This is a genomic window from Haemophilus haemolyticus, assembly GCF_001679045.1.
In the GTDB taxonomy this organism is placed as follows: Bacteria; Pseudomonadota; Gammaproteobacteria; order Enterobacterales; family Pasteurellaceae; genus Haemophilus; species Haemophilus haemolyticus.
Genome location: NZ_LYCK01000012.1, coordinates 292,569 through 311,847, shown reverse-complemented (window position 1 = coordinate 311,847; position 19,279 = coordinate 292,569). Strand labels below are relative to the sequence as shown.

Genomic DNA, 19,279 nt, shown 5'->3' with positions numbered 1-19,279 from the left:
TCCAATTTTTTGTTCAATTTTAACGCTTTGCAATTCAATGATTGAAACATCCCAAACTATTCCTGAACTCGTCTCTTGGGCAAAAGATCGCGAGTTTTCTTTGAATTTACCTACCGAGCGCTTGGTTTTCCTGCTAGCGATTGCAATTTATAACAACGAACGTTTAGACGGCGAAATGTTAGAAGCCGATCTTGTGGATATTTTCCGCCACACGATGAATGCTTTTGAGCAGTCCACGGATGCCATTGCAACACGAGCGAATAATGCAATTAATGAATTAGTGAAACAACGTTTGTTAAATCGTTTTAGTAGCGAATTTACTGAAGGTTTGGCGATTTATCGTTTAACGCCATTAGGTGTTGGCGTGTCTGATTATTACATTCGTCAGCGTGAATTTTCCGCATTGCGTCTTTCAGTGCAACTTTCCATTGTGGCAGATGAAATTCAACGCGCTTCTGATTCTGCAGAAGAAGGCGTGGAGAATAATGAAAGTGAACATTATTGGCGTCGTAATGTATTTGCGCCATTAAAATATTCCGTTGCAGAGATTTTTGATAGCATCGATCTTTCACAACGTATTATGGATGAAAACCAGCAAAGTATTAAAGATGAAATTGCAGAGCTTCTTACTAAAGATTGGCAAGCGGCAATTTCAAGCTGTGAACGTTTATTAGATGAAACATCTGGGAATTTGCGTGAATTGCAAGATACGCTAAATGCCGCAGGGGATAAACTTCAAGCGCAATTATTGCGTATTCAAGATTGTGTGATTGGGCGAGATGATTTGTATTTTATTGATCAATTAATTACCGATTTACAATCTAAACTTGACCGAATTATTAGTTGGGGACAACAAGCAATCGATTTATGGATTGGTTATGACCGCCATGTACATAAATTTATTCGTACTGCCATTGATATGGATAAAAATCGCGTGTTCTCACAACGTTTACGTAATTCTATTCATCACTATTTTGATCATCCTTGGTTCTTATGGACAGCGCAAGCTGAGCGTTTAGTTGATCTGCGTGATGAAGAAATGGTGTTGCGTGAAGATGATGCTTTAGGTGAATTGCCAGAAGAATTGCAATACGAATCCCTTTCTGATTTACATGATCAAATTGTAGAGCATATGCAAGGCTTACTGATTGCTTATCGTGAAAATAACCGTCCGATTGATTTGAGTTTAGTGTTAAAAGAACAACTGGAAAATTACCCACTTTCTCGTCATTTTGATGTGGCTCGAATCATTGTTGATCAAGCCGTGCGCCTTGGTATGGCGAATGATGATTTATCGGGTATTTATCCAGATTGGCAAGCGATTAATGAACGTGGCGCAGAAGTCCAAGCGCATGTGATTGATAAGTATTGATTTTAAGATAATTTAAAAGCTAATTTCGACGGAATTACTTCTGTTAGATCTCCCTAATCCCTCTTTGCTAAATAGGGGAATAATAATGAAATAATTGATATTGAGATTATTTCATTGTGTTAGAAAATGCTGAAGGAATCAGCAAGAATTGATTTGTTAAAGAATTCCCCCTCTTTAGCAAAGAGGGGCTAGGGGAGATTTGGCAATAATGATTAACGAAGAAAGTAACTGAATAAAGTTTTAATAGAGAAATAACCTATGACAGACAACCTTCAAGATGTAATTTCCCCAAAACTCGCTGTGGCGATTGCAAATCCAATATTTCCAGCGGTAGATAGTCTATTGCGCTCAGGTCGCCATATCAGCACGGAGCACTTAGATAATCACGCATTTTTAATGGATTTCCAAAATGAATTAGACGGATTTTATCGTCGCTATAACGTGGAACTAATTCGTGCTCCAGAAGGATTTTTCTATCTTCGTCCAAAAGCAACGACATTAATTGCGCGTTCTGTGCTTTCTGAGTTGGAAATGCTTGTTGGTAAAGTGCTTTGTTATCTTTATTTAAGCCCAGAACGTTTAGCTCAACAGGGCATTTTTAGTACGCAAGAAGTGTATGATGAATTATTAAATCTTGCCGATGAAGGAAAATTATTAAAAGCAGTTAATCAGCGTTCAAGTGGTTCTGATTTGGATAAACAAAAATTGGCAGAAAAAGTGCGAGCTGCAATTGGTCGTTTACGTCGTTTAGGTATGATTCAAACTGTTGGCGAACAAAATAGTGGGAAATTTACGATTTCTGAATCTGTATTTCGTTTTGGTGCGGAAGTGCGTAGCGGTGATGATCCATTAGAGGCTCAAGCTAGACTCATTCGTGATGGGGAAGCGGCAACACCAGAATCCTTAGCGTTGGAAAAACAAGCACAATTAATGGAAAACGATACGGAAAGTGCGGATGAAATTGACGAAGAATTTGACGGAGAACAAGAATAATGTCTGATGTTTTTGAATTAGAAAATGAAATCGAATTAGAGAGCGATGAAGTCATTATGGAAAATGAAAACGTCGAAGAAATCGTTGACGCACCTATGCCTTTTAGCATGACGACAAACAATGGTGTAGAGCGTGGTAAATTCCGCTCTTTAACCTTAATTAACTGGAATGGTTTTTTTGCGCGTACTTTCGATTTAGACGAATTAGTTACCACGCTTTCTGGTGGTAATGGTGCAGGTAAATCAACCACAATGGCTGGATTTGTGACAGCATTAATTCCAGATTTAACCCTTTTACATTTCCGTAATACTACTGAGGCTGGCTCCACAGGCGGTTCTCGCGATAAAGGTTTACATGGTAAATTGCGTCCTGGTGTTTGTTACGCGGTATTAGATACTATTAATTCTCGTCATCAACGTATTCTTGTTGGTGTGCGTCTGCAACAAATTGCGGGTCGTGATAAAAAGGTTGATTTAAAAACTTTCTCAATTCAAGGTGTCGAATTATCTCAAAATCCGACCGCACTTTTCACTGAAACAGTGGGCGAACGTCAAGCTCGCGTACTCAATTTAAACGAACTCAAAGATAAAATTGAAAATATCGGTGCGCAATTTAAACAATATCATTCCATCACCGATTATCACGGCATGATGTTTGATTTAGGTATTATTCCGAAACGTTTACGTTCAGCATCAGACCGAAGCAAATTCTATAAACTTATCGAAGCATCTTTATACGGTGGTATTTCCAGCGCAATCACACGCTCTTTACGTGACTATTTATTGCCAGAAAATTTAGGTGTGCGCAAAGCTTTCCAAGATATGGAAAGTGCATTGCGTGAGAACCGTATGACTTTAGAAGCGATTAAAGTTACTCAATCAGATCGCGATTTATTCAAACATTTAATTACTGAAACCACCAACTATGTTGCTTCGGATTATATGCGTAATGCGAATGAACGCCGTGGCAATATTGAGGCTGCATTAGAATCTCGTCGTGAGTGGTATAAAGCAAAAGCAGAACAGAATTTATCTCAACATCGTTTAGTTGATTTAAGTCGAGAAGCGGCTGAATTAGCAGAAAGTGAACGTACTTTAGAAGTTGATCACCAAAGTGCGGTTGATCATCTTAACTTAGTATTAAATGCTTTGCGTCATCAAGAAAAAATCACGCGTTATCAAGAAGATATTGCAGAACTCACCGAGCGTTTAGAAGAACAAAAAATAGTGGTTGAAGATGCGAATGATGCATTAGAAGAAAGCCAAGCCCAATTTGAGCAAACTGAAATTGAAATTGACGCTGTACGAGCCCAATTAGCAGATTATCAACAAGCATTAGATGCCCAACAAACTCGCGCACTTCAATATCAACAAGCCATTTTAGCTCTTGAAAAAGCGAAAACATTATGTGGTTTAGCAGATTTAAGTGTTAAAAATGTAGAAGATTATCACGCAGAGTTTGAAGCCCATGCAGAAAGTTTGACTGAAACCGTACTTGAGCTTGAGCACAAAATGTCTATTTCTGAAGCGGCAAAATCTCAGTTTGATAAAGCGTATCAATTGGTATGCAAAATTGCGGGGGAAATGCCTCGTTCTGCAGCCTGGGAAAGTGCCAAAGAATTATTACGTGAATATCCAAGCCAAAAATTGCAGGCACAACAAACGCCACAACTTCGCACAAAATTACATGAACTTGAGCAACGTTATGCACAACAACAAAGTGCGGTCAAATTACTTAATGATTTTAATCAACGTGCTAATTTAAGTTTACAAACGGCAGAAGAATTAGAGGATTATCACGCAGAGCAAGAAGCGTTAATTGAAGATATTTCTGCTGAACTTTCAGAACAAGTGGAAAATCGTTCTGCGCTTCGTCAAAAACGTGAAAATTTAACCGCACTTTATGATGAAAATACGCGTAAAGCCCCAGCATGGCTGACAGCTCAAGCTGCATTAGAACGTTTAGAACAACAAAGTGGCGAGACGTTTGAACATAGCCAAGATGTGATGAATTTTATGCAATCACAACTTGTGAAAGAACGTGAACTCACGATGCAACGTGATCAACTTGAACAAAAACGTTTGCATTTAGATGAACAAATTTCTCGTTTAAGTCAGCCAGATGGTTCAGAAGATCCACGTTTAAATATGCTGGCTGAACGTTTTGGTGGGGTGCTGCTTTCAGAGCTTTATGATGATGTAACCATTGAAGATGCGCCTTATTTCTCCGCACTTTATGGGCCTGCGCGTCATGCTATTGTTGTGCGTGATCTCAATGCCGTGCGTGAACAACTTGCGCAATTAGAAGATTGCCCAGACGATTTGTATTTAATTGAGGGCGATCCTACCGCATTTGACGACAGCGTATTATCCGCACAAGAACTTGAGCTAGGTGTTGTAGTGCAAGTTTCAGATCGTGAATTACGCTATTCAAGATTCCCTGAAATCCCGTTATTTGGGCGTGCAGCACGTGAAAAACGTTTAGAAGAATTACAAATTGAACGTGATGAAGTGGCAGAACAACATGCACAAATTGCGTTTGATGTACAAAAATGCCAACGTTTACACGAACATTTCAGCCAATTTGTTGGGTTGCATCTGGCGCTTGCGTTCCAGCCAAATCCAGAAGAGTTAATGTCTGAAATTAATCGCGAACGTAATGAAATTGATCGTGAATTAAACCAATTTAATAGTGGCGAACAACAATTACGCATTCAATTAGATAATGCAAAAGAAAAACTGCAATTACTCAACAAGTTGATTCCACAACTCAATGTATTGGCCGATGAGGATTTAATTGATCGTATTGAAGAATGTCGTGAGCAATTAGATATTGCAGAGCAAGATGAATATTTTATTCGTCAGCATGGCGTAACGTTGTCACAATTAGAGCCGATTGCAAATAGTTTACAAAGTGATCCAGAAAATTACGAAGGCTTAAAAAATGAATTAACTCAAGCGATTGAGCGTCAAAAACAAGTTCAACAACGTGTATTTGTGTTAGCTGATGTTGTACAACGTAAACCGCATTTTGGTTATGAAGATGCAGGGCAGGCTGAAACTTCTGAACTCAACGAAAAACTTCGCCAACGTTTAGAACAAATGCAGGCTCAGCGAGATACGCAACGTGAGCAAGTTCGCCAAAAACAAAGCCAATTTGCAGAATATAATCGCGTATTGATTCAGTTACAAAGCTCTTACGATAGTAAATATCAGCTCTTAAATGAATTGATTGGTGAAATTAGCGATCTTGGTGTGAGAGCTGATGATGGTGCTGAAGAACGAGCCCGTATCCGTCGTGATGAATTACATCAACAACTTTCAACGAGCCGTCAGCGTCGTTCTTATGTAGAAAAACAACTGACATTAATTGAAAGCGAAGCTGACAACTTAAATCGTCTTATCCGCAAAACTGAACGTGATTATAAAACTCAACGTGAATTAGTTGTAGCAGCGAAAGTGAGTTGGTGTGTGGTTTTACGCTTATCCCGCAACTCTGATATGGAAAAACGCCTCAATCGCCGAGAGCTCGCTTATTTATCTGCAGATGAGTTACGTTCAATGTCGGATAAAGCATTAGGTGCGTTGCGTACAGCAGTGGCAGATAATGAATATCTGCGTGATAGTCTAAGAGTGTCTGAAGATAGTCGAAAACCTGAAAATAAAGTGCGGTTCTTTATTGCGGTGTATCAGCATCTACGTGAACGTATTCGCCAAGACATCATTAAGACGGATGATCCAATTGATGCCATTGAACAAATGGAAATTGAGCTTTCTCGTTTAACGGCAGAATTAACTGGCCGTGAGAAAAAATTGGCTATCAGTTCTGAAAGTGTTGCAAACATTATGCGTAAAACGATTCAACGTGAACAAAATCGTATTCGTATGCTCAATCAAGGTTTACAAAACATTGCGTTTGGTCAGGTGAAATCTGTTCGTTTAGTAGTAAATATTCGTGATACCCATGCCATGTTGTTGGATGCGCTTTCAGGTCAGCAAGATGAATATCAAGATTTATTCAATGATAATCGCATCACCTTCTCTGAAGCTATGGCGAAGCTCTATCAACGCATCAATCCACATATTGATATGGGGCAACGCACAGCGCAAACAATCGGCGAAGAATTGTTAGATTACCGTAATTATCTTGAGCTTGAAGTGGAAGTATTCCGTGGTGCTGATGGTTGGTTACGTGCAGAAAGTGGTGCACTTTCTACTGGTGAAGCTATCGGTACAGGTATGTCAATTCTCTTAATGGTTGTTCAAAGCTGGGAAGAAGAAAGCCGTCGAATTCGTGGTAAAGATATTGTGCCTTGTCGCTTGTTGTTCTTAGATGAAGCAGCGCGTTTAGACGGTAAATCTATTTCTACCTTATTCGAACTTTGCGAACGTTTAGATATGCAGTTACTTATTGCAGCGCCAGAAAACATTAGCCCGGAAAAAGGTACAACCTATAAACTCGTACGTAAAATCGCAGGCAACCAAGAACATGTACATGTTGTTGGTTTACGCGGATTCGGTACAACAGAATAAAAAGTAGAAGGGAAGTGCGGTTAAAATTTTAAGATTTTTGACCGCACTTTAATTATATAAGGAATTTAAATGCACAATCTTATTCTTGCCATTCTTTGCAGCGTAGCAGTTTCAGTTTTACTGAAAATTGCCCGTAAAAAAAATATCATTATTGGACAAGCTATCGCATTCAACTACATCACGGCCATCACTTTCAGTTATTTCTTACTCAAACCTGATTTTAAAGGCTTAGCATTTACTGATTACATCGTACAAAGCGAAAATTCACCCATTTTTTTAGCACTGGGCTTATTGCTACCTAGCGTGTTTATTATTATGTCAAAAGCGGTAGAGTTTGCTGGAATTGTACGTTCAGATGCAGCACAACGTCTTTCGTTGTTTCTTCCTATTTTATCGGCATTTTTAATTTTTCATGAAACACTAAGCCAATCTAAAATCATTGGTGTTGTATTAGCCTTTATCGGTTTATTTTGTTTATTAACTAAGCCAACTCAAGGGCAAAGTGCGGTCAATTTTAAAGGTGTTTTAGGATTAATCGGCGTCTGGTTTGGTTACGGCATCATTGATATTTTATTCAAACAAGTGGCGAAAAGCGGCGGTGCATTTCCTGCAACATTGTTTATTTCCTTCTCGCTTGCAGCTTGCGTTATGTTTATCTATTTATTCTTAAAAAGAGTCCAATGGACATCATCAAGTGTAATTGGTGGCATCGTTTTAGGTGTATTGAATTTCTTTAATATTTTATTCTATATAAAAGCCCATCAAAGTTTTTCTGGAAATCCGACGCTTGTTTTTGCGGGAATGAACATTGGAGTGATTTGCTTAGGTACGATAACTGGCGCATTAGCTTTTAAAGAAAAAATCAGTAAGCTAAATTGGACTGGTATTATTTTTAGTTTATCAGCTATTTTCTGCCTATATTATTTAGATAAAATTATCGCGTAAAAGAGAGTAGTCATGGCAAAAGATTTCAGCTTTTTTATTTACGATTATGAAAGTTTTGGTGTAAATCCAGCAACAGATCGCCCTGCGCAATTTGCGGGTATTCGTACAGATGCTGATTTTAATATCATTGGTGAACCAATAATGTTTTATTGTAAACAAACCAATGATTATTTACCGGCTCCTGAAGCCGTAATGGTAACAGGAATTACACCACAAGAATGTAATGAAAAAGGGCTTGCTGAGCCTGAATTTGCCGCAAACATTTTAGTAGAGTTTTCCCAACCCAATACTTGTGTCATGGGCTATAACAATATTCGCTACGATGATGAAATGACGCGTTATACGTTTTATCGTAATTTTATTGATCCTTATGAATACAGCTGGAAAAACGGCAATTCACGCTGGGATTTATTAGATTTAGTACGAGCTTGTTATGCCTTGCGCCCAGAGGGAATTAATTGGGCTTATGACGATGATGGAATGCCAAGTTTCCGCTTAGAAAAACTCACTAAAGCAAATGGTATTGAGCATGAAAATGCTCACGATGCCATGGCGGATGTATATGCAACTATTGCTATGGCGAAATTAATTAAAGAAAAACAGCCTAAATTATTCCAATATTTCTTTGAAAATCGAGGTAAAAAAGAAATCGAAAAATTGGTTGATACAGGCGCAATGTCGCCTTTAGTGCATGTTTCTGGGATGTTAGGGAATTATCGTGGAAATTGCACCTGGGTTGCACCTTTAGCTTGGCATCCAACAAATCAAAATGCACTCATTGTTTGTGATTTAACTGGCGATATTGATAATTTATTAGCCAAAAGTGCGGATGAATTACGAGCAGATTTATATACCAAAAAATCGGAATTAGAAGAAAGGGGAGTTTCATCCGTTCCATTAAAGCTTGTGCATATCAATAAATGTCCTATTTTAGCGCCAGCCAAAACCTTGTTGCCAGAAACAGCAAATCGCTTGGGTATTGATCGACAATTATGCTTGGATAATCTTGCAAAATTACGAGCATCTTTTGATATTCGTGAAAAAGTGTCGGATATTTTTAATGAAGAACGTCAATTTGAATCGAATGATAATGTGGAAACTGAGCTATACAATGGCTTTTTCAGCAATGCTGATAAAAATAATATGTCTATTTTACGTAGTTTACCTGCAGAAAAATTAGCTGAACATGGTTTAGCTTTTGAAGATAAACGTATCCCTGAATTATTGTTCCATTATCGTGCTCGTCATTTTTATAAAACCCTCACACGCGCTGAACAAATTAAATGGCGAAAATACCGACAGAATAAACTTGAAAAAAGTTCGGTAGATTTTGAATCAAGTTTACAACGTTTAGCAGAGGAACATTCAGATAATCCTGAAAAACTATCTTTATTACAACAAGTATATGAATACGGTATAAAATTACTAGGTTAGTCAATACGTTGTCACATTTTGTCAAAAAGCACGTTTTTAGAAAAACGTGCTTTTTTTGTTGTTTTTTCTGGGAAGAATTATCCAAGAAATTCTCCAGATTTTACGTAGCGCAATCAAGCATCTTTAGCTTATTTCACCTTTACATTGTCTTTACATTTCAATTCATCCATTCAATAACTCTATAAAATGACGCGTTACAACGTGTTATCTAGCCTTATTTTGTCTTGTTTTGCTAGTGCTTGTGACTTGTGTATAACCATGTGATTTATTTAGCCCGTAGTTTTCGCTAACCTGATAACTAATTTCGCATAATGTATATTATGTTAAATAAATGCGGTGCAAAAGTAACTTTTTGTGAGGCGATCCAAAAGGGATACTCTGCTTCTTCTCCATTAAAAAGTTAAAGCAATAATATTTAATTTTGGGTTTGGATTGCGCTAGGTGAAATCTGAATAAATTGATAGAAGATTTGCTAGTAGATTTAACATCTTTAGTTTTAATTGTGACATTGTAATTATTTTATACGCCTAGATTACTCAAATGAGAATAATTGTTTTTAATTTTTCTTTTTAAAATTAATTGGTTATATGCATTTTATTTTAATAAAAAACTTGCAATTCTCATTTGTGAGTTTAAAATGAGAATTGCAAGTCAAGTTTTATTGCACTTTATCAATCAAATGGAAAGGAATTAGTTATGCTTAATCAAATCATCACAAACAAGCTGAATGACCAAATAAATTTAGAGTTCTACTCTTCTAATGTATATTTACAAATGAGTGCGTGGTGCTCAATTCACGGCTATGAAGGTGCTGCGGCATTTTTACTTCGTCATGCAGATGAAGAATTAGAACATATGCAAAAATTGTTCAATTATGTAAGTGAAACTAGCGGTATGCCGCTTCTAGGAAAAATCGATGCACCTAAACACGATTATTCTTCATTAAGAGAAGTATTTGAAACAACTTTAGAACATGAAAAATTAGTAACTTCCAAAATCAATGAATTAGTTGAAGTTACTTTTGAAAATAAAGACTACTCTACTTTTAACTTCTTACAATGGTACGTAGCAGAACAGCACGAAGAAGAAAAATTATTTAGTGGCATTATTGATAGATTTAACCTTGTTGGCGAAGACGGTAAAGCCTTGTTCTTTATTGATCGTGAGTTAGCAACTTTATAATAGATAGGAGAAATAAAATGTTATCAGCAAATGTAGTAAAACTATTAAACGACCAAATGAACTTGGAATTTTATTCTTCTAATTTATATCTACAAATGAGTGCTTGGTGCGAGCAAAAAGGGTTTGAAGGTGCTGCAAAATTTTTATCAGCTCACGCAGCTGAAGAAATGCAACACATGCGTAAATTATTCACTTATTTAAATGAGACAGGCTCTGTTGCTCTGATTTCTGCAATTGAAGCACCATCACACGAATATAAATCATTAAAAGAAGTGATTGAAATTACTTATGAACATGAGAAATTGATTACCAGTAAAATCAATGAATTAGTCGGTAAAACTTTTGAAGAAAAAGACTACTCTGCATTTAATTTCCTACAATGGTATGTAGCAGAACAACATGAAGAAGAAAAATTATTCAGTGGTATCTTGGATAAATTGAATCTTCTTGGTGAAGATGGTAAAGGTTTATTCTTAGTTGATAAAGATTTAGGGAATCTTGCTACCGAAGCTTAGTCTAAGAGCATAAAGTATTTATAAGTCTAGTATTACACTAGGCTTATTTTTTATATGTCAAATTTACGTCAAAGTAATCATTTGACACGGCAAATATTATTGCGGAAAATGACGAAATTAGCGAAAAAAGCACAAATAAAAAAGCCATAAACCATTGATTCCACTCGTGATTTACGACTTTACTTAAGTTGGTGCCTAGGGTCGGACTCGAACCGACACGTTTATTCAACGGCGGATTTTGAATCCGCTGCGTCTACCAATTTCGCCACCCAGGCTTAATGGTGTTGAATTATACGTATATATAAATGTGTGACAAGTAAAATTTTTTAGAAATAATCCATTTGTTTTAAAAATGAGCAAGGATTTTCTGTTTTCTAAAAATATCGCCAAACAAATGCAATAACTAAAATACATAACATGATTAAAATCTGAATCAGCCGTTTTTTTGTTAATTTTTCTGCTGCCATAATGCTTTACTCTTCTTAAAATGACTATTTAGTGGTATAATTATTGAGTTAGATCAATTTTACACTAATTTTTCGAAATATTTGAGGCTTACATGAAAAATTTCGTTACAGAAACCAAGGCAGGACGCCGGGTTCAATCGGGAGGTTGTGCTATTCATTGCCAGGATTGCAGTATTAGTCAACTTTGTATTCCTTTTACGCTGAACGAACATGAATTAGATCAGCTTGATAATATTATCGAACGAAAGAAACCTATCCAAAAATCACAGGTTCTTTTTAAAGCAGGTGATTCCCTCAATTCAATTTATGCAATTCGCTCTGGTACGATCAAAAGCTACACCATTAGCGAATCTGGCGAAGAACAAATCACTTCATTCCATTTACCTGGTGATTTAGTTGGCTTTGATGCAATTACTCAAATGCAACACCCTAGTTTTGCACAAGCTTTAGAAACCGCAATGGTATGCGAAATTCCTTATGATATTTTGGATGATTTAGCAGGTAAAATGCCAAAATTGCGCCAACAAATTTTGCGTTTAATGAGTAATGAAATTAAAAGTGATCAAGAAATGATTTTGTTACTCTCTAAAATGAATGCAGAAGAGCGTTTGGCTGCTTTTATTCATAATCTTTCTAAACGATACTCTGCTCGTGGTTTTTCAGCTAAAGAATTCCGCTTAACGATGACGCGTGGTGATATCGGTAACTATCTAGGTTTAACAGTTGAAACTATCAGTCGATTATTGGGACGCTTTCAAAAACTAGGCGTTCTTACAGTGCAAGGAAAATATATTACAATTAATGATCTCAATGCTTTAATTGAATTAACTGGCACGAATAAAACCAAAATAACATTAGTTGAATAATTTTTAAGGCGTGAATTTCACGCCTTTTTTTGTATTCATTAAAAATAAATTTTGCACTAGATCACCTTTTTGAAAATCGAACCTTGCCATTCAAAAGATTCTTTCTTATTCTATGGTGAATTTTGGAGGTTGTTATGAAATTTAAAAATATCCTGGTTGTTCTCAATCCTGAAAATGAAAAACAATATGCTCTTGCGCGTGCCGTGCGTTTGGTGAAAGAACAAAAAAATGAAACTAAGGTAAAAATCACCGCACTTTTATCTGTATATGACTTATCTTATGAAATGTCGGCTTTACTTTCTTCTGAAGAACGTTCAGAAATGCATCAACAAGTAATCGAAAAACATCGCCATGCGGTTCAATATTACTTAGATAAATATGCAGATCCGGAAATTGAATTGCAATCTCACATTGTTTGGAATAGTAATGAAGCTGAGGCGATTAAAGAAGAAGTCGAAGGCAACAATTATGATCTTGTGGTGAAATATACTAAAGATGAGGAAAGTTTTACCTCACTTATTTTCACACCAGTGGATTGGCAGCTTCTTCGTAAATGCCCTGTTCCTGTTTTGATGGTTCGCGATGGCGATTGGAAACATCAACGCCGTATTCTTGTGGCAGTAAATGTTTCTGGTGAGCAAGACTATCAAGATGAATTTAATCAAGAATTAGTGGAAACAGGCATGTCACTCGCTGAAAATTTAAATCGTGGTAATGTTCACTTAGTTGCAGCCTACCCTTCTGCTCCAATCAATATGGCTATTGATTTACCAGAATTTAATACTTCAGGCTATGAAAACGGTATTCGTGGCCAACATCTCATTAATATGAAAGCATTGCGTCAAAAATTTGGTATTGGTGAAGACCATACTCATGTTCATGAAGGTTTTCCAGAAGAAGTGATTCCTGAAGTCGCAAAAAAAATTGAAGCTGAGTTAGTAATTTTAGGTACAGTTGGTCGTACAGGTTTGTCTGCTGCATTATTGGGAAATACTGCGGAGCATGTGATTAGTAAATTAAGTTGTAATTTATTAGGCATTAAGCCATCTAAAAAAGACGATTAATAACAGCTATCTACATTTAGACATTCCCTAAGTACTAAGTATTTGGGGAATTTTTTATATGCCTTATATAGATTTTTTGTGATCTTGATCACAAATTTGAAATTTTCTCTAAACCACCATTTAAATGATAGTTATTTTTATTTAATATTCGCGTTCATTTTATAAATGCTCACCTCTATTTTTTATTAAGGAAAGGTATGAAAAAAACATTAATTGCAAGTTTATTGGTTTTAGCTGGTGCAGCGCAAGCTCATGAAGTTTGGGTTCAAGCGCCTGCAAAATTGGCATCCGGTTCTGTATTAAAAGCAGAATTAGCTTATGGGGACTACCCTTACATAGAAAAAATTCCTGAAGCACGTTTAAAAATTTTTGAGCCAATGGAAATTATTCGTCAAGATGGTGAAAAACAAACCTTAGTTCAAAAAGGTGAAAACTATCAATATCAATCAGAGAAAGCATTGTCTGATGGCTCTTATTGGGTGACTGCGACTTATAAACCAACCTTTTGGTCACAAAATGCTGAAGGTTGGAAAATGGATAATTTGAAAGGATTAGAAAATCCAACTTATTGCGAACAAACTCAAATGTTTGGTAAAAGTCTTGTTACAGTTGGTAAAAAACCATTAAATTCAGAAATGGCAATGACAAGAGTAGGTTTACCACTTGAAATTGTTCCTTTGCGTGATCCAAGCAAAGTGAAATCAGGCGAACCGTTCCCTGTTCAAATTTTCTACCAAGATCAGCCATTAGCAGGCGAGACTGTAATTGCAACCGCTGATACTATTGTCGTGAAAGATCTTGAGGCAAGCACAAGCCATCGTGAACCACAAGGTTTTTCAGGTAAAACAGATAGTCAAGGGCGTGTAAATATCATTCCATTAATTGACGGTATTTGGAAAATTAAAGTCATTCACAAAACACCATTTGCAGATCAACAAATTTGTCAGCAATCTGCAAGCTATAGCACATTAATTTTACCTGTTGGTAAAGGATTAGCTAAATTCCCGCCAAAACCAGAACACCATCATCATTAATTTTGAAAGTGCGGTGGAATTTCACCGCACTTTTTGCTTTATTCTCCTTTCTTTTTCTTCAAATTTCTTCATAAACTCCTATATTTTTTTGTACTAGTGTAGTAGTATAAAAATATCGTAAATGAAAAGGAGAGAATGATGTCTAAAATTGCCCTTATTACTGGTGCTACTGCAGGATTTGGTACTGCAATCTGTAGAACGCTTATTCAAGCTGGATATTTTGTAATTGGTACTGGCCGTCGTACCGAACGTTTAACTTCACTAAAAGCTGAATTGGGTGAAAAATTTCTACCTCTTGCTTTCGATATATCTGATCGACTAGCAACTCAAGAAGCAATTAAATCTTTACCTACACAATGGAAAAATATTGATTTACTCGTTAATAACGCAGGATTGGCTCTTGGCTTAGAATCTGCTGATAAAGCGAATCTTGATGATTGGGAACAAATGATTGATACCAATATTAAAGGATTGGTGAATATTACTCGATTCGTTTTGCCTCAAATGGTAGAAAGAAATACGGGTCATATTATTAATTTAAGTTCAATTGCAGGCACCTATCCTTATCCAGGTGGTAACGTATATGGTGGTACAAAGGCTTTTGTGACACAGTTCAGCTTAAATTTACGTGCAGATTTGGCGGGTAAAAATATCCGTGTTACCAGTGTAGAACCAGGGCTTTGTGGCGGTACAGAATTTTCTAATGTGCGTTTTAAAGGTGATGATGCACGAGCAGAAAAACTCTATGAAAATGTGCGATACGTTACGCCACAAGATATTGCGAATATGGTTTTATGGCTCAATCAGCAACCAGAACACGTTAATATTAATCGCATTGAAGTGATGCCAACAGCACAAACTTTTGCACCACTGAATGTGTCAAGAAATTCAAATTAAAATAATAAGGAAACACAATGTCAGAAACTCTTTTAAATCCCTATTTTGGCGAGTTTGGTGGTATGTATGTACCAGAAATACTCGTTCCAGTGCTTAAACAGCTTGAAAAAGCATTTGTCGAAGCGAAAGACGATCCTGAATTCCAACGTGAATTTCAAGATTTACTCAAAAATTATGCCGGAAGACCGACTGCACTTACCCTTTGTCGCAACTTAACAAAAGGTACTAAAGCAAAAATCTATCTTAAACGTGAAGATTTATTACACGGTGGTGCCCATAAAACTAACCAAGTATTAGGGCAAATTTTATTAGCTAAACGTATGGGCAAAACACGTATTATTGCCGAGACTGGTGCGGGTCAGCATGGTGTTGCGACAGCCCTTGCTTGTGCTATGTTAGATATGCCATGCCGTATTTATATGGGCGCAAAAGATGTTGAGCGTCAATCGCCGAATGTATTTCGTATGCGTTTAATGGGTGCGGAAGTGATTCCTGTACAAAAAGGCTCTTGCTCTTTAAAAGACGCTTGTTGTGAAGCTATGCGTGACTGGTCAGCAAACTATGAAACCACCCATTATTTACTTGGAACCGCTGCAGGCCCTCACCCCTTCCCGACAATTGTGAGAGAATTTCAAAAAATGATTGGGATTGAGACGAAACGTCAAATTCTCGAACGAGAAGGTCGTTTACCTGATGCTGTGATTGCTGCTGTTGGCGGTGGTTCTAACGCAATTGGCATGTTTACTGATTTTATTGATGAACCAAATGTGCGTTTGATTGGTGTTGAACCAGCGGGGAAATGCATTGAAAGCGGTGAACATGGCGCACCATTAGGTCATGCAAAAGTGGGCATTTATTTCGGGATGAAATCCCCTTTAATGCAAACTGAAGATGGTCAAGTCGAGGAATCCTACTCTGTTTCAGCTGGGTTAGACTTCCCTTCTGTTGGGCCTCAACATGCTTATTTACAAAGTATTGGACGCGCAGAATATCCAAGTATTACCGATGATGAAGCATTAAATGCTTTCCAAGAGTTAGCTAAACATGAAGGCATTATTCCTGCATTAGAAAGCTCACACGCCCTTGCTCAAGCCTTAAAAATGATTCATCAAGAACCTAACAAAGAACAAATTTTAGTCGTGAATCTATCTGGCCGTGGCGATAAAGATATTTTCACCGTAGATAAAATTTTGACAGAAAAAGGAATGAAATAATGAGCCGTTTTGAAACTCAATTTGCTGCGCTTAAAGCAAAAAATGAAGGGGCATTTGTTCCTTTCGTCACCTTATGTGACCCTACTTTTGACCGCTCTTTTGAGATTATTTGCACGCTTGTGGATAACGGCGCAGATGCTTTAGAGCTTGGTTTTCCTTTTTCCGATCCGCTACTCGATGGCCCAGTAATCCAAGCGGCGAATAATCGTGCTTTAACTGCTGGCCATAGTACTGAAGATAGCTTTAAGTTATTAGAAAAAGTGCGGTCAAAATATCCAGAAATTCCGATTAGCTTATTACTTTGTGCCAATTTAATTTTTGCCAAAGGTTTAGATGCTTTTTATCAACGCTGTGCAGAAGTTGGTGTTGATGCTGTGCTTGTGGCAGATATTCCGTTACTCGCAAAAGAAGATTATGTACAAGCAGCTAAAAAACACGGTATTCAACCGGTATTTATTTGCCCTCCTAATGCAAATAAGAAAACTATTCAAGGCGTAGCACAAAATAGCGAGGGCTATACTTATTTAGTTTCACGTGCAGGCGTAACCAGTGCTGAAAATCAAGCTCACGCAGCAAATTTAGACACCCTTGTAGAACAACTTAAAGCCCACAATGCTCCACCAATTTTACAAGGCTTCGGCATTGCTCAACCAGAGCAAGTGAAAGAAGCGTTGTCTTTGGGCGCTGCGGGTGCAATTTCAGGTTCTGCAACGGTGAAAATCATTGAGCGAAATTTAGATAATCACGAGCAATGTTTAACTGAATTAGCTGAATTTGTTCAAGCAATGAAAGTTGCAACAAAATAAGCAAAAAAGAACCCGCACTTGTGGCGGGTTTCTTTTATCTATCAAGAAAATTAAAAATTTAATACTTTATCGGATTCCATTGTCCAGTCAGCCAGCTCTGCTAACGTGCCGATTTCCACGCCCTCCGCCAACGGCAATTCAGTGATACCACGAGCATTTGTACAGGTTTTACAAAGTTTAATTGTCGCCCCCTGTGCCGTTAAAATTTCCAACATTTGTTGTAAATGATACCCTTCTGCTGGATTTTGTTTTGCTAAACCGCCAGTTACCGCATCAGACATTAAAAATATTTTTAAATTAACCGCACTTTTATGCTGCTCTTGCAACTGTAATGCCAAACGCAATGCACTAAAAAAATGTTCGTCACCATAAGGGGATGAATGGATAATAAATAGAATATTTTGCATGCTATTCTCCTTAATTTTCTGGCATTAATAACCTTGCTGATAAATTCCTTCCAACAATTTCACTGAAAGCAGGGCGAGATTAAAGCGTTGTTCATCTGCCACAGACCAAAATTCTACGCCATTTTCTACCGCACTTATTTGACTTAAATGAAGTTTTACTGATTCTTCGCCATTTTCTTGTTCTCCATTAAGCACAGGTGTAATTAGCGTTTCTTCTAAAGCGATAAGCTCGCTATTTTGAGGCAGATAGTCGAAATCATAGTCTGAAAGTGCGGTAACTTTTTGTGCCAATCCATAAAATACAGGTACTTGGATTGCATGGAATATGGCACGCTCTAATTGCGGAAAAATTCGTTGTAATTGATTAGATAAACTAGGTGTTTGATGTGGATAAACATCAAACGCTAAGCGCGTTTCTTCTTCATCCAATGGAATACCATTTAATAAACGGGCTGTTTGTCCCGCAAGTTTCGTCACGGTTTCTGCATCCGTATAAGAAGCCGGCAATAAAGAGGTGACAAGCACTTGATTGAGATTAGTCTCTTGTAAAATCGGGGCAAGGGTTAAAGCAAGTTGGCTTACTTGTGGATCAGGCAAGCTAATAATGTTACGTTGTCTCAGTTCAAATAGTTGTGATTCATTTACCGTTGGGACAACAACGGGCACATCTGAAAGCGCACTACAAACACCTAACATATCAATGACAATACAGCCCTGCTCCGCTGCTTGCGCAATATGGGAAACTTGCTCAAGTTTTCCTGCAAAAAAGACATAATTAAAATCAGCCCATTCAACTTCATTTGGCGAAAGTTGTTCAACGCCTTTATTGCGAAAACGAATATTTTGTTCTTCTTCAAAAGGTGTTATTTCAACAATAGAAATGCTGCTAATTTCAAGCGCACTTTGTTCTAAACGCTCTACAATTTTTTCACTTAATTCAAATTCTGCTGCTATCGCAATATTTAAGGTTGCGTCCATTTTTCTCTCCGCTGTAAAATAATCGGCATTATTTTACACCAAAACCAGGAACGAAATAATGACACCAGCAATTGATTTACTTAAAAAACAAAAAATTCCTTTTATCTTGCATACTTATGATCATGATCCGAACAATCAACATTTTGGTGATGAGGCGGCCGAAAAATTAGGCATTGATCCTAACCGCTCTTTTAAAACCTTACTTGTGGCGGAAAATGGCGATCAGAAAAAACTCGCTTGTTTTGTGCTTGCAACGGCCAATATGCTGAATTTAAAGAAAGCAGCAAAATCTATCGGTGTAAAAAAAGTGGAAATGGCGGATAAAGATGCTGCGCAAAAAAGTACAGGCTATCTTGTAGGAGGGATTAGCCCGCTCGGTCAAAAGAAACGCGTGAAAACCGTGATAAATTCAACCGCACTTGAGTTTGAAACGATTTATGTGTCAGGCGGAAAACGTGGGCTAAGCGTAGAAATTGCGCCACAAGATTTAGCAAAAGTATTAGGCGCAGAATTTACCGATATTGTTGATGAATAAGTGATGGATTTATAAATTTAAAGGCGGATTCATTCCGC

Annotated in this window: 16 protein-coding genes and 1 tRNA gene; 14 read left to right on the top strand and 3 right to left on the bottom strand. The window is 37.2% G+C overall.

Annotated features, from left to right (window positions below; translation table 11 throughout):
* Positions 1 to 37: 37 nt before the first annotated feature.
* The 7 genes from mukF (at position 38) to ftnA (A8M50_RS04900) (ending at position 10,973) form a co-directional block, all read left to right on the top strand.
* Positions 38 to 1,372, top strand: coding sequence for a chromosome partition protein MukF (gene mukF, locus A8M50_RS04930; protein WP_005644951.1), 1,335 nt, complete (start codon positions 38 to 40; stop codon positions 1,370 to 1,372).
* 258 nt (positions 1,373 to 1,630) lie between these two features.
* Complete coding sequence (mukE, locus tag A8M50_RS04925) at positions 1,631 to 2,365, top strand: chromosome partition protein MukE (RefSeq protein ID WP_005637804.1); 735 nt, start codon at positions 1,631 to 1,633, stop codon at positions 2,363 to 2,365.
* Entirely contained in the window at positions 2,365 to 6,897 is a 4,533-nt protein-coding gene (mukB, locus tag A8M50_RS04920) for a chromosome partition protein MukB (protein WP_005637805.1), read from the top strand. Before mukE ends, mukB begins: the two co-directional genes overlap by 1 nt.
* A 69-nt stretch (positions 6,898 to 6,966) precedes the next feature.
* Entirely contained in the window at positions 6,967 to 7,842 is an 876-nt protein-coding gene (locus A8M50_RS04915; RefSeq protein ID WP_005637806.1) for a DMT family transporter, read from the top strand.
* A 12-nt stretch (positions 7,843 to 7,854) separates the two neighbouring features.
* Entirely contained in the window at positions 7,855 to 9,276 is a 1,422-nt protein-coding gene (sbcB, locus tag A8M50_RS04910) for an exodeoxyribonuclease I (RefSeq protein WP_005645075.1), read from the top strand.
* Between the two features lie 696 nt (positions 9,277 to 9,972).
* The gene (gene ftnA, locus A8M50_RS04905) at positions 9,973 to 10,458 is read left to right on the top strand and encodes a non-heme ferritin (protein WP_005634630.1); all 486 of its coding nucleotides are present in this window, start codon (positions 9,973 to 9,975) and stop codon (positions 10,456 to 10,458) included.
* 17 nt (positions 10,459 to 10,475) lie between these two features.
* Positions 10,476 to 10,973 carry a non-heme ferritin gene (gene ftnA / locus A8M50_RS04900; RefSeq protein ID WP_005637808.1) on the top strand — a complete coding sequence of 166 codons (498 nt, stop codon included), beginning with the start codon at positions 10,476 to 10,478 and terminating at the stop codon, positions 10,971 to 10,973.
* 189 nt (positions 10,974 to 11,162) lie between these two features.
* On the opposite strand, the gene A8M50_RS04895 is transcribed toward ftnA (A8M50_RS04900), so the two are convergent.
* A tRNA-Leu gene (locus A8M50_RS04895) sits at positions 11,163 to 11,248 on the bottom strand.
* Between the two features lie 284 nt (positions 11,249 to 11,532).
* On the opposite strand from A8M50_RS04895, the gene fnr reads away from it, so the two are divergent.
* The 6 genes from fnr (at position 11,533) to trpA (ending at position 17,321) form a co-directional block, all read left to right on the top strand.
* Positions 11,533 to 12,306, top strand: coding sequence for a fumarate/nitrate reduction transcriptional regulator Fnr (gene fnr / locus A8M50_RS04890; RefSeq protein WP_005644732.1), 774 nt, complete (start codon positions 11,533 to 11,535; stop codon positions 12,304 to 12,306).
* A 134-nt stretch (positions 12,307 to 12,440) separates the two neighbouring features.
* Positions 12,441 to 13,370 (top strand): universal stress protein UspE, encoded by a 930-nt coding sequence (gene uspE, locus A8M50_RS04885; protein ID WP_005645061.1) that lies wholly within the window; start codon positions 12,441 to 12,443, stop codon positions 13,368 to 13,370.
* A 197-nt stretch (positions 13,371 to 13,567) separates the two neighbouring features.
* Entirely contained in the window at positions 13,568 to 14,404 is an 837-nt protein-coding gene (locus A8M50_RS04880; RefSeq protein ID WP_005644795.1) for a DUF4198 domain-containing protein, read from the top strand.
* 138 nt (positions 14,405 to 14,542) lie between these two features.
* Entirely contained in the window at positions 14,543 to 15,301 is a 759-nt protein-coding gene (locus A8M50_RS04875) for an SDR family oxidoreductase (protein ID WP_005644655.1), read from the top strand.
* A gap of 17 nt (positions 15,302 to 15,318) precedes the next feature.
* Positions 15,319 to 16,515 (top strand): tryptophan synthase subunit beta, encoded by a 1,197-nt coding sequence (gene trpB / locus A8M50_RS04870; protein ID WP_005645084.1) that lies wholly within the window; start codon positions 15,319 to 15,321, stop codon positions 16,513 to 16,515.
* A complete protein-coding gene (gene trpA / locus A8M50_RS04865) occupies positions 16,515 to 17,321 on the top strand; it encodes a tryptophan synthase subunit alpha (RefSeq protein WP_005644961.1) in 807 nt (268 codons plus the stop codon). Before trpB ends, trpA begins: the two co-directional genes overlap by 1 nt.
* Before the next feature lie 50 nt (positions 17,322 to 17,371).
* Here trpA and A8M50_RS04860 read toward each other — a convergent pair whose 3' ends face one another.
* Both A8M50_RS04860 and A8M50_RS04855 read right to left on the bottom strand, forming a co-directional pair.
* Complete coding sequence (locus A8M50_RS04860) at positions 17,372 to 17,728, bottom strand: DsrE/DsrF/TusD sulfur relay family protein (RefSeq protein ID WP_005644825.1); 357 nt, start codon at positions 17,726 to 17,728, stop codon at positions 17,372 to 17,374.
* Positions 17,729 to 17,752: 24 nt separating this feature from the next.
* Positions 17,753 to 18,706 carry an oxidoreductase gene (locus A8M50_RS04855; RefSeq protein ID WP_005644692.1) on the bottom strand — a complete coding sequence of 318 codons (954 nt, stop codon included), beginning with the start codon at positions 18,704 to 18,706 and terminating at the stop codon, positions 17,753 to 17,755.
* 58 nt (positions 18,707 to 18,764) lie between these two features.
* Between A8M50_RS04855 and ybaK the strand changes: the two genes are divergently transcribed.
* Entirely contained in the window at positions 18,765 to 19,241 is a 477-nt protein-coding gene (gene ybaK, locus A8M50_RS04850; protein WP_005631703.1) for a Cys-tRNA(Pro) deacylase, read from the top strand.
* Positions 19,242 to 19,279 lie beyond the last annotated feature (38 nt).

Bases quoted from the DNA above. Each gene is read 5' to 3' on its own strand.
- A8M50_RS04880 (WP_005644795.1), top strand. From the start codon at position 13,568: ATGAAAAAAACATTAATTGCAAGTTTATTGGTTTTAGCTGGTGCAGCG.
- mukE (WP_005637804.1), top strand. From the start codon at position 1,631: ATGACAGACAACCTTCAAGATGTAATTTCCCCAAAACTCGCTGTGGCG.
- A8M50_RS04875 (WP_005644655.1), top strand. From the start codon at position 14,543: ATGTCTAAAATTGCCCTTATTACTGGTGCTACTGCAGGATTTGGTACT.
- trpA (WP_005644961.1), top strand. From the start codon at position 16,515: ATGAGCCGTTTTGAAACTCAATTTGCTGCGCTTAAAGCAAAAAATGAA.
- A8M50_RS04860 (WP_005644825.1), bottom strand. From the start codon at position 17,728: ATGCAAAATATTCTATTTATTATCCATTCATCCCCTTATGGTGACGAA.
- sbcB (WP_005645075.1), top strand. From the start codon at position 7,855: ATGGCAAAAGATTTCAGCTTTTTTATTTACGATTATGAAAGTTTTGGT.
- mukB (WP_005637805.1), top strand. From the start codon at position 2,365: ATGTCTGATGTTTTTGAATTAGAAAATGAAATCGAATTAGAGAGCGAT.
- A8M50_RS04855 (WP_005644692.1), bottom strand. From the start codon at position 18,706: ATGGACGCAACCTTAAATATTGCGATAGCAGCAGAATTTGAATTAAGT.
- ybaK (WP_005631703.1), top strand. From the start codon at position 18,765: ATGACACCAGCAATTGATTTACTTAAAAAACAAAAAATTCCTTTTATC.
- uspE (WP_005645061.1), top strand. From the start codon at position 12,441: ATGAAATTTAAAAATATCCTGGTTGTTCTCAATCCTGAAAATGAAAAA.
- ftnA (WP_005637808.1), top strand. From the start codon at position 10,476: ATGTTATCAGCAAATGTAGTAAAACTATTAAACGACCAAATGAACTTG.
- ftnA (WP_005634630.1), top strand. From the start codon at position 9,973: ATGCTTAATCAAATCATCACAAACAAGCTGAATGACCAAATAAATTTA.
- mukF (WP_005644951.1), top strand. From the start codon at position 38: ATGATTGAAACATCCCAAACTATTCCTGAACTCGTCTCTTGGGCAAAA.
- A8M50_RS04915 (WP_005637806.1), top strand. From the start codon at position 6,967: ATGCACAATCTTATTCTTGCCATTCTTTGCAGCGTAGCAGTTTCAGTT.
- fnr (WP_005644732.1), top strand. From the start codon at position 11,533: ATGAAAAATTTCGTTACAGAAACCAAGGCAGGACGCCGGGTTCAATCG.
- trpB (WP_005645084.1), top strand. From the start codon at position 15,319: ATGTCAGAAACTCTTTTAAATCCCTATTTTGGCGAGTTTGGTGGTATG.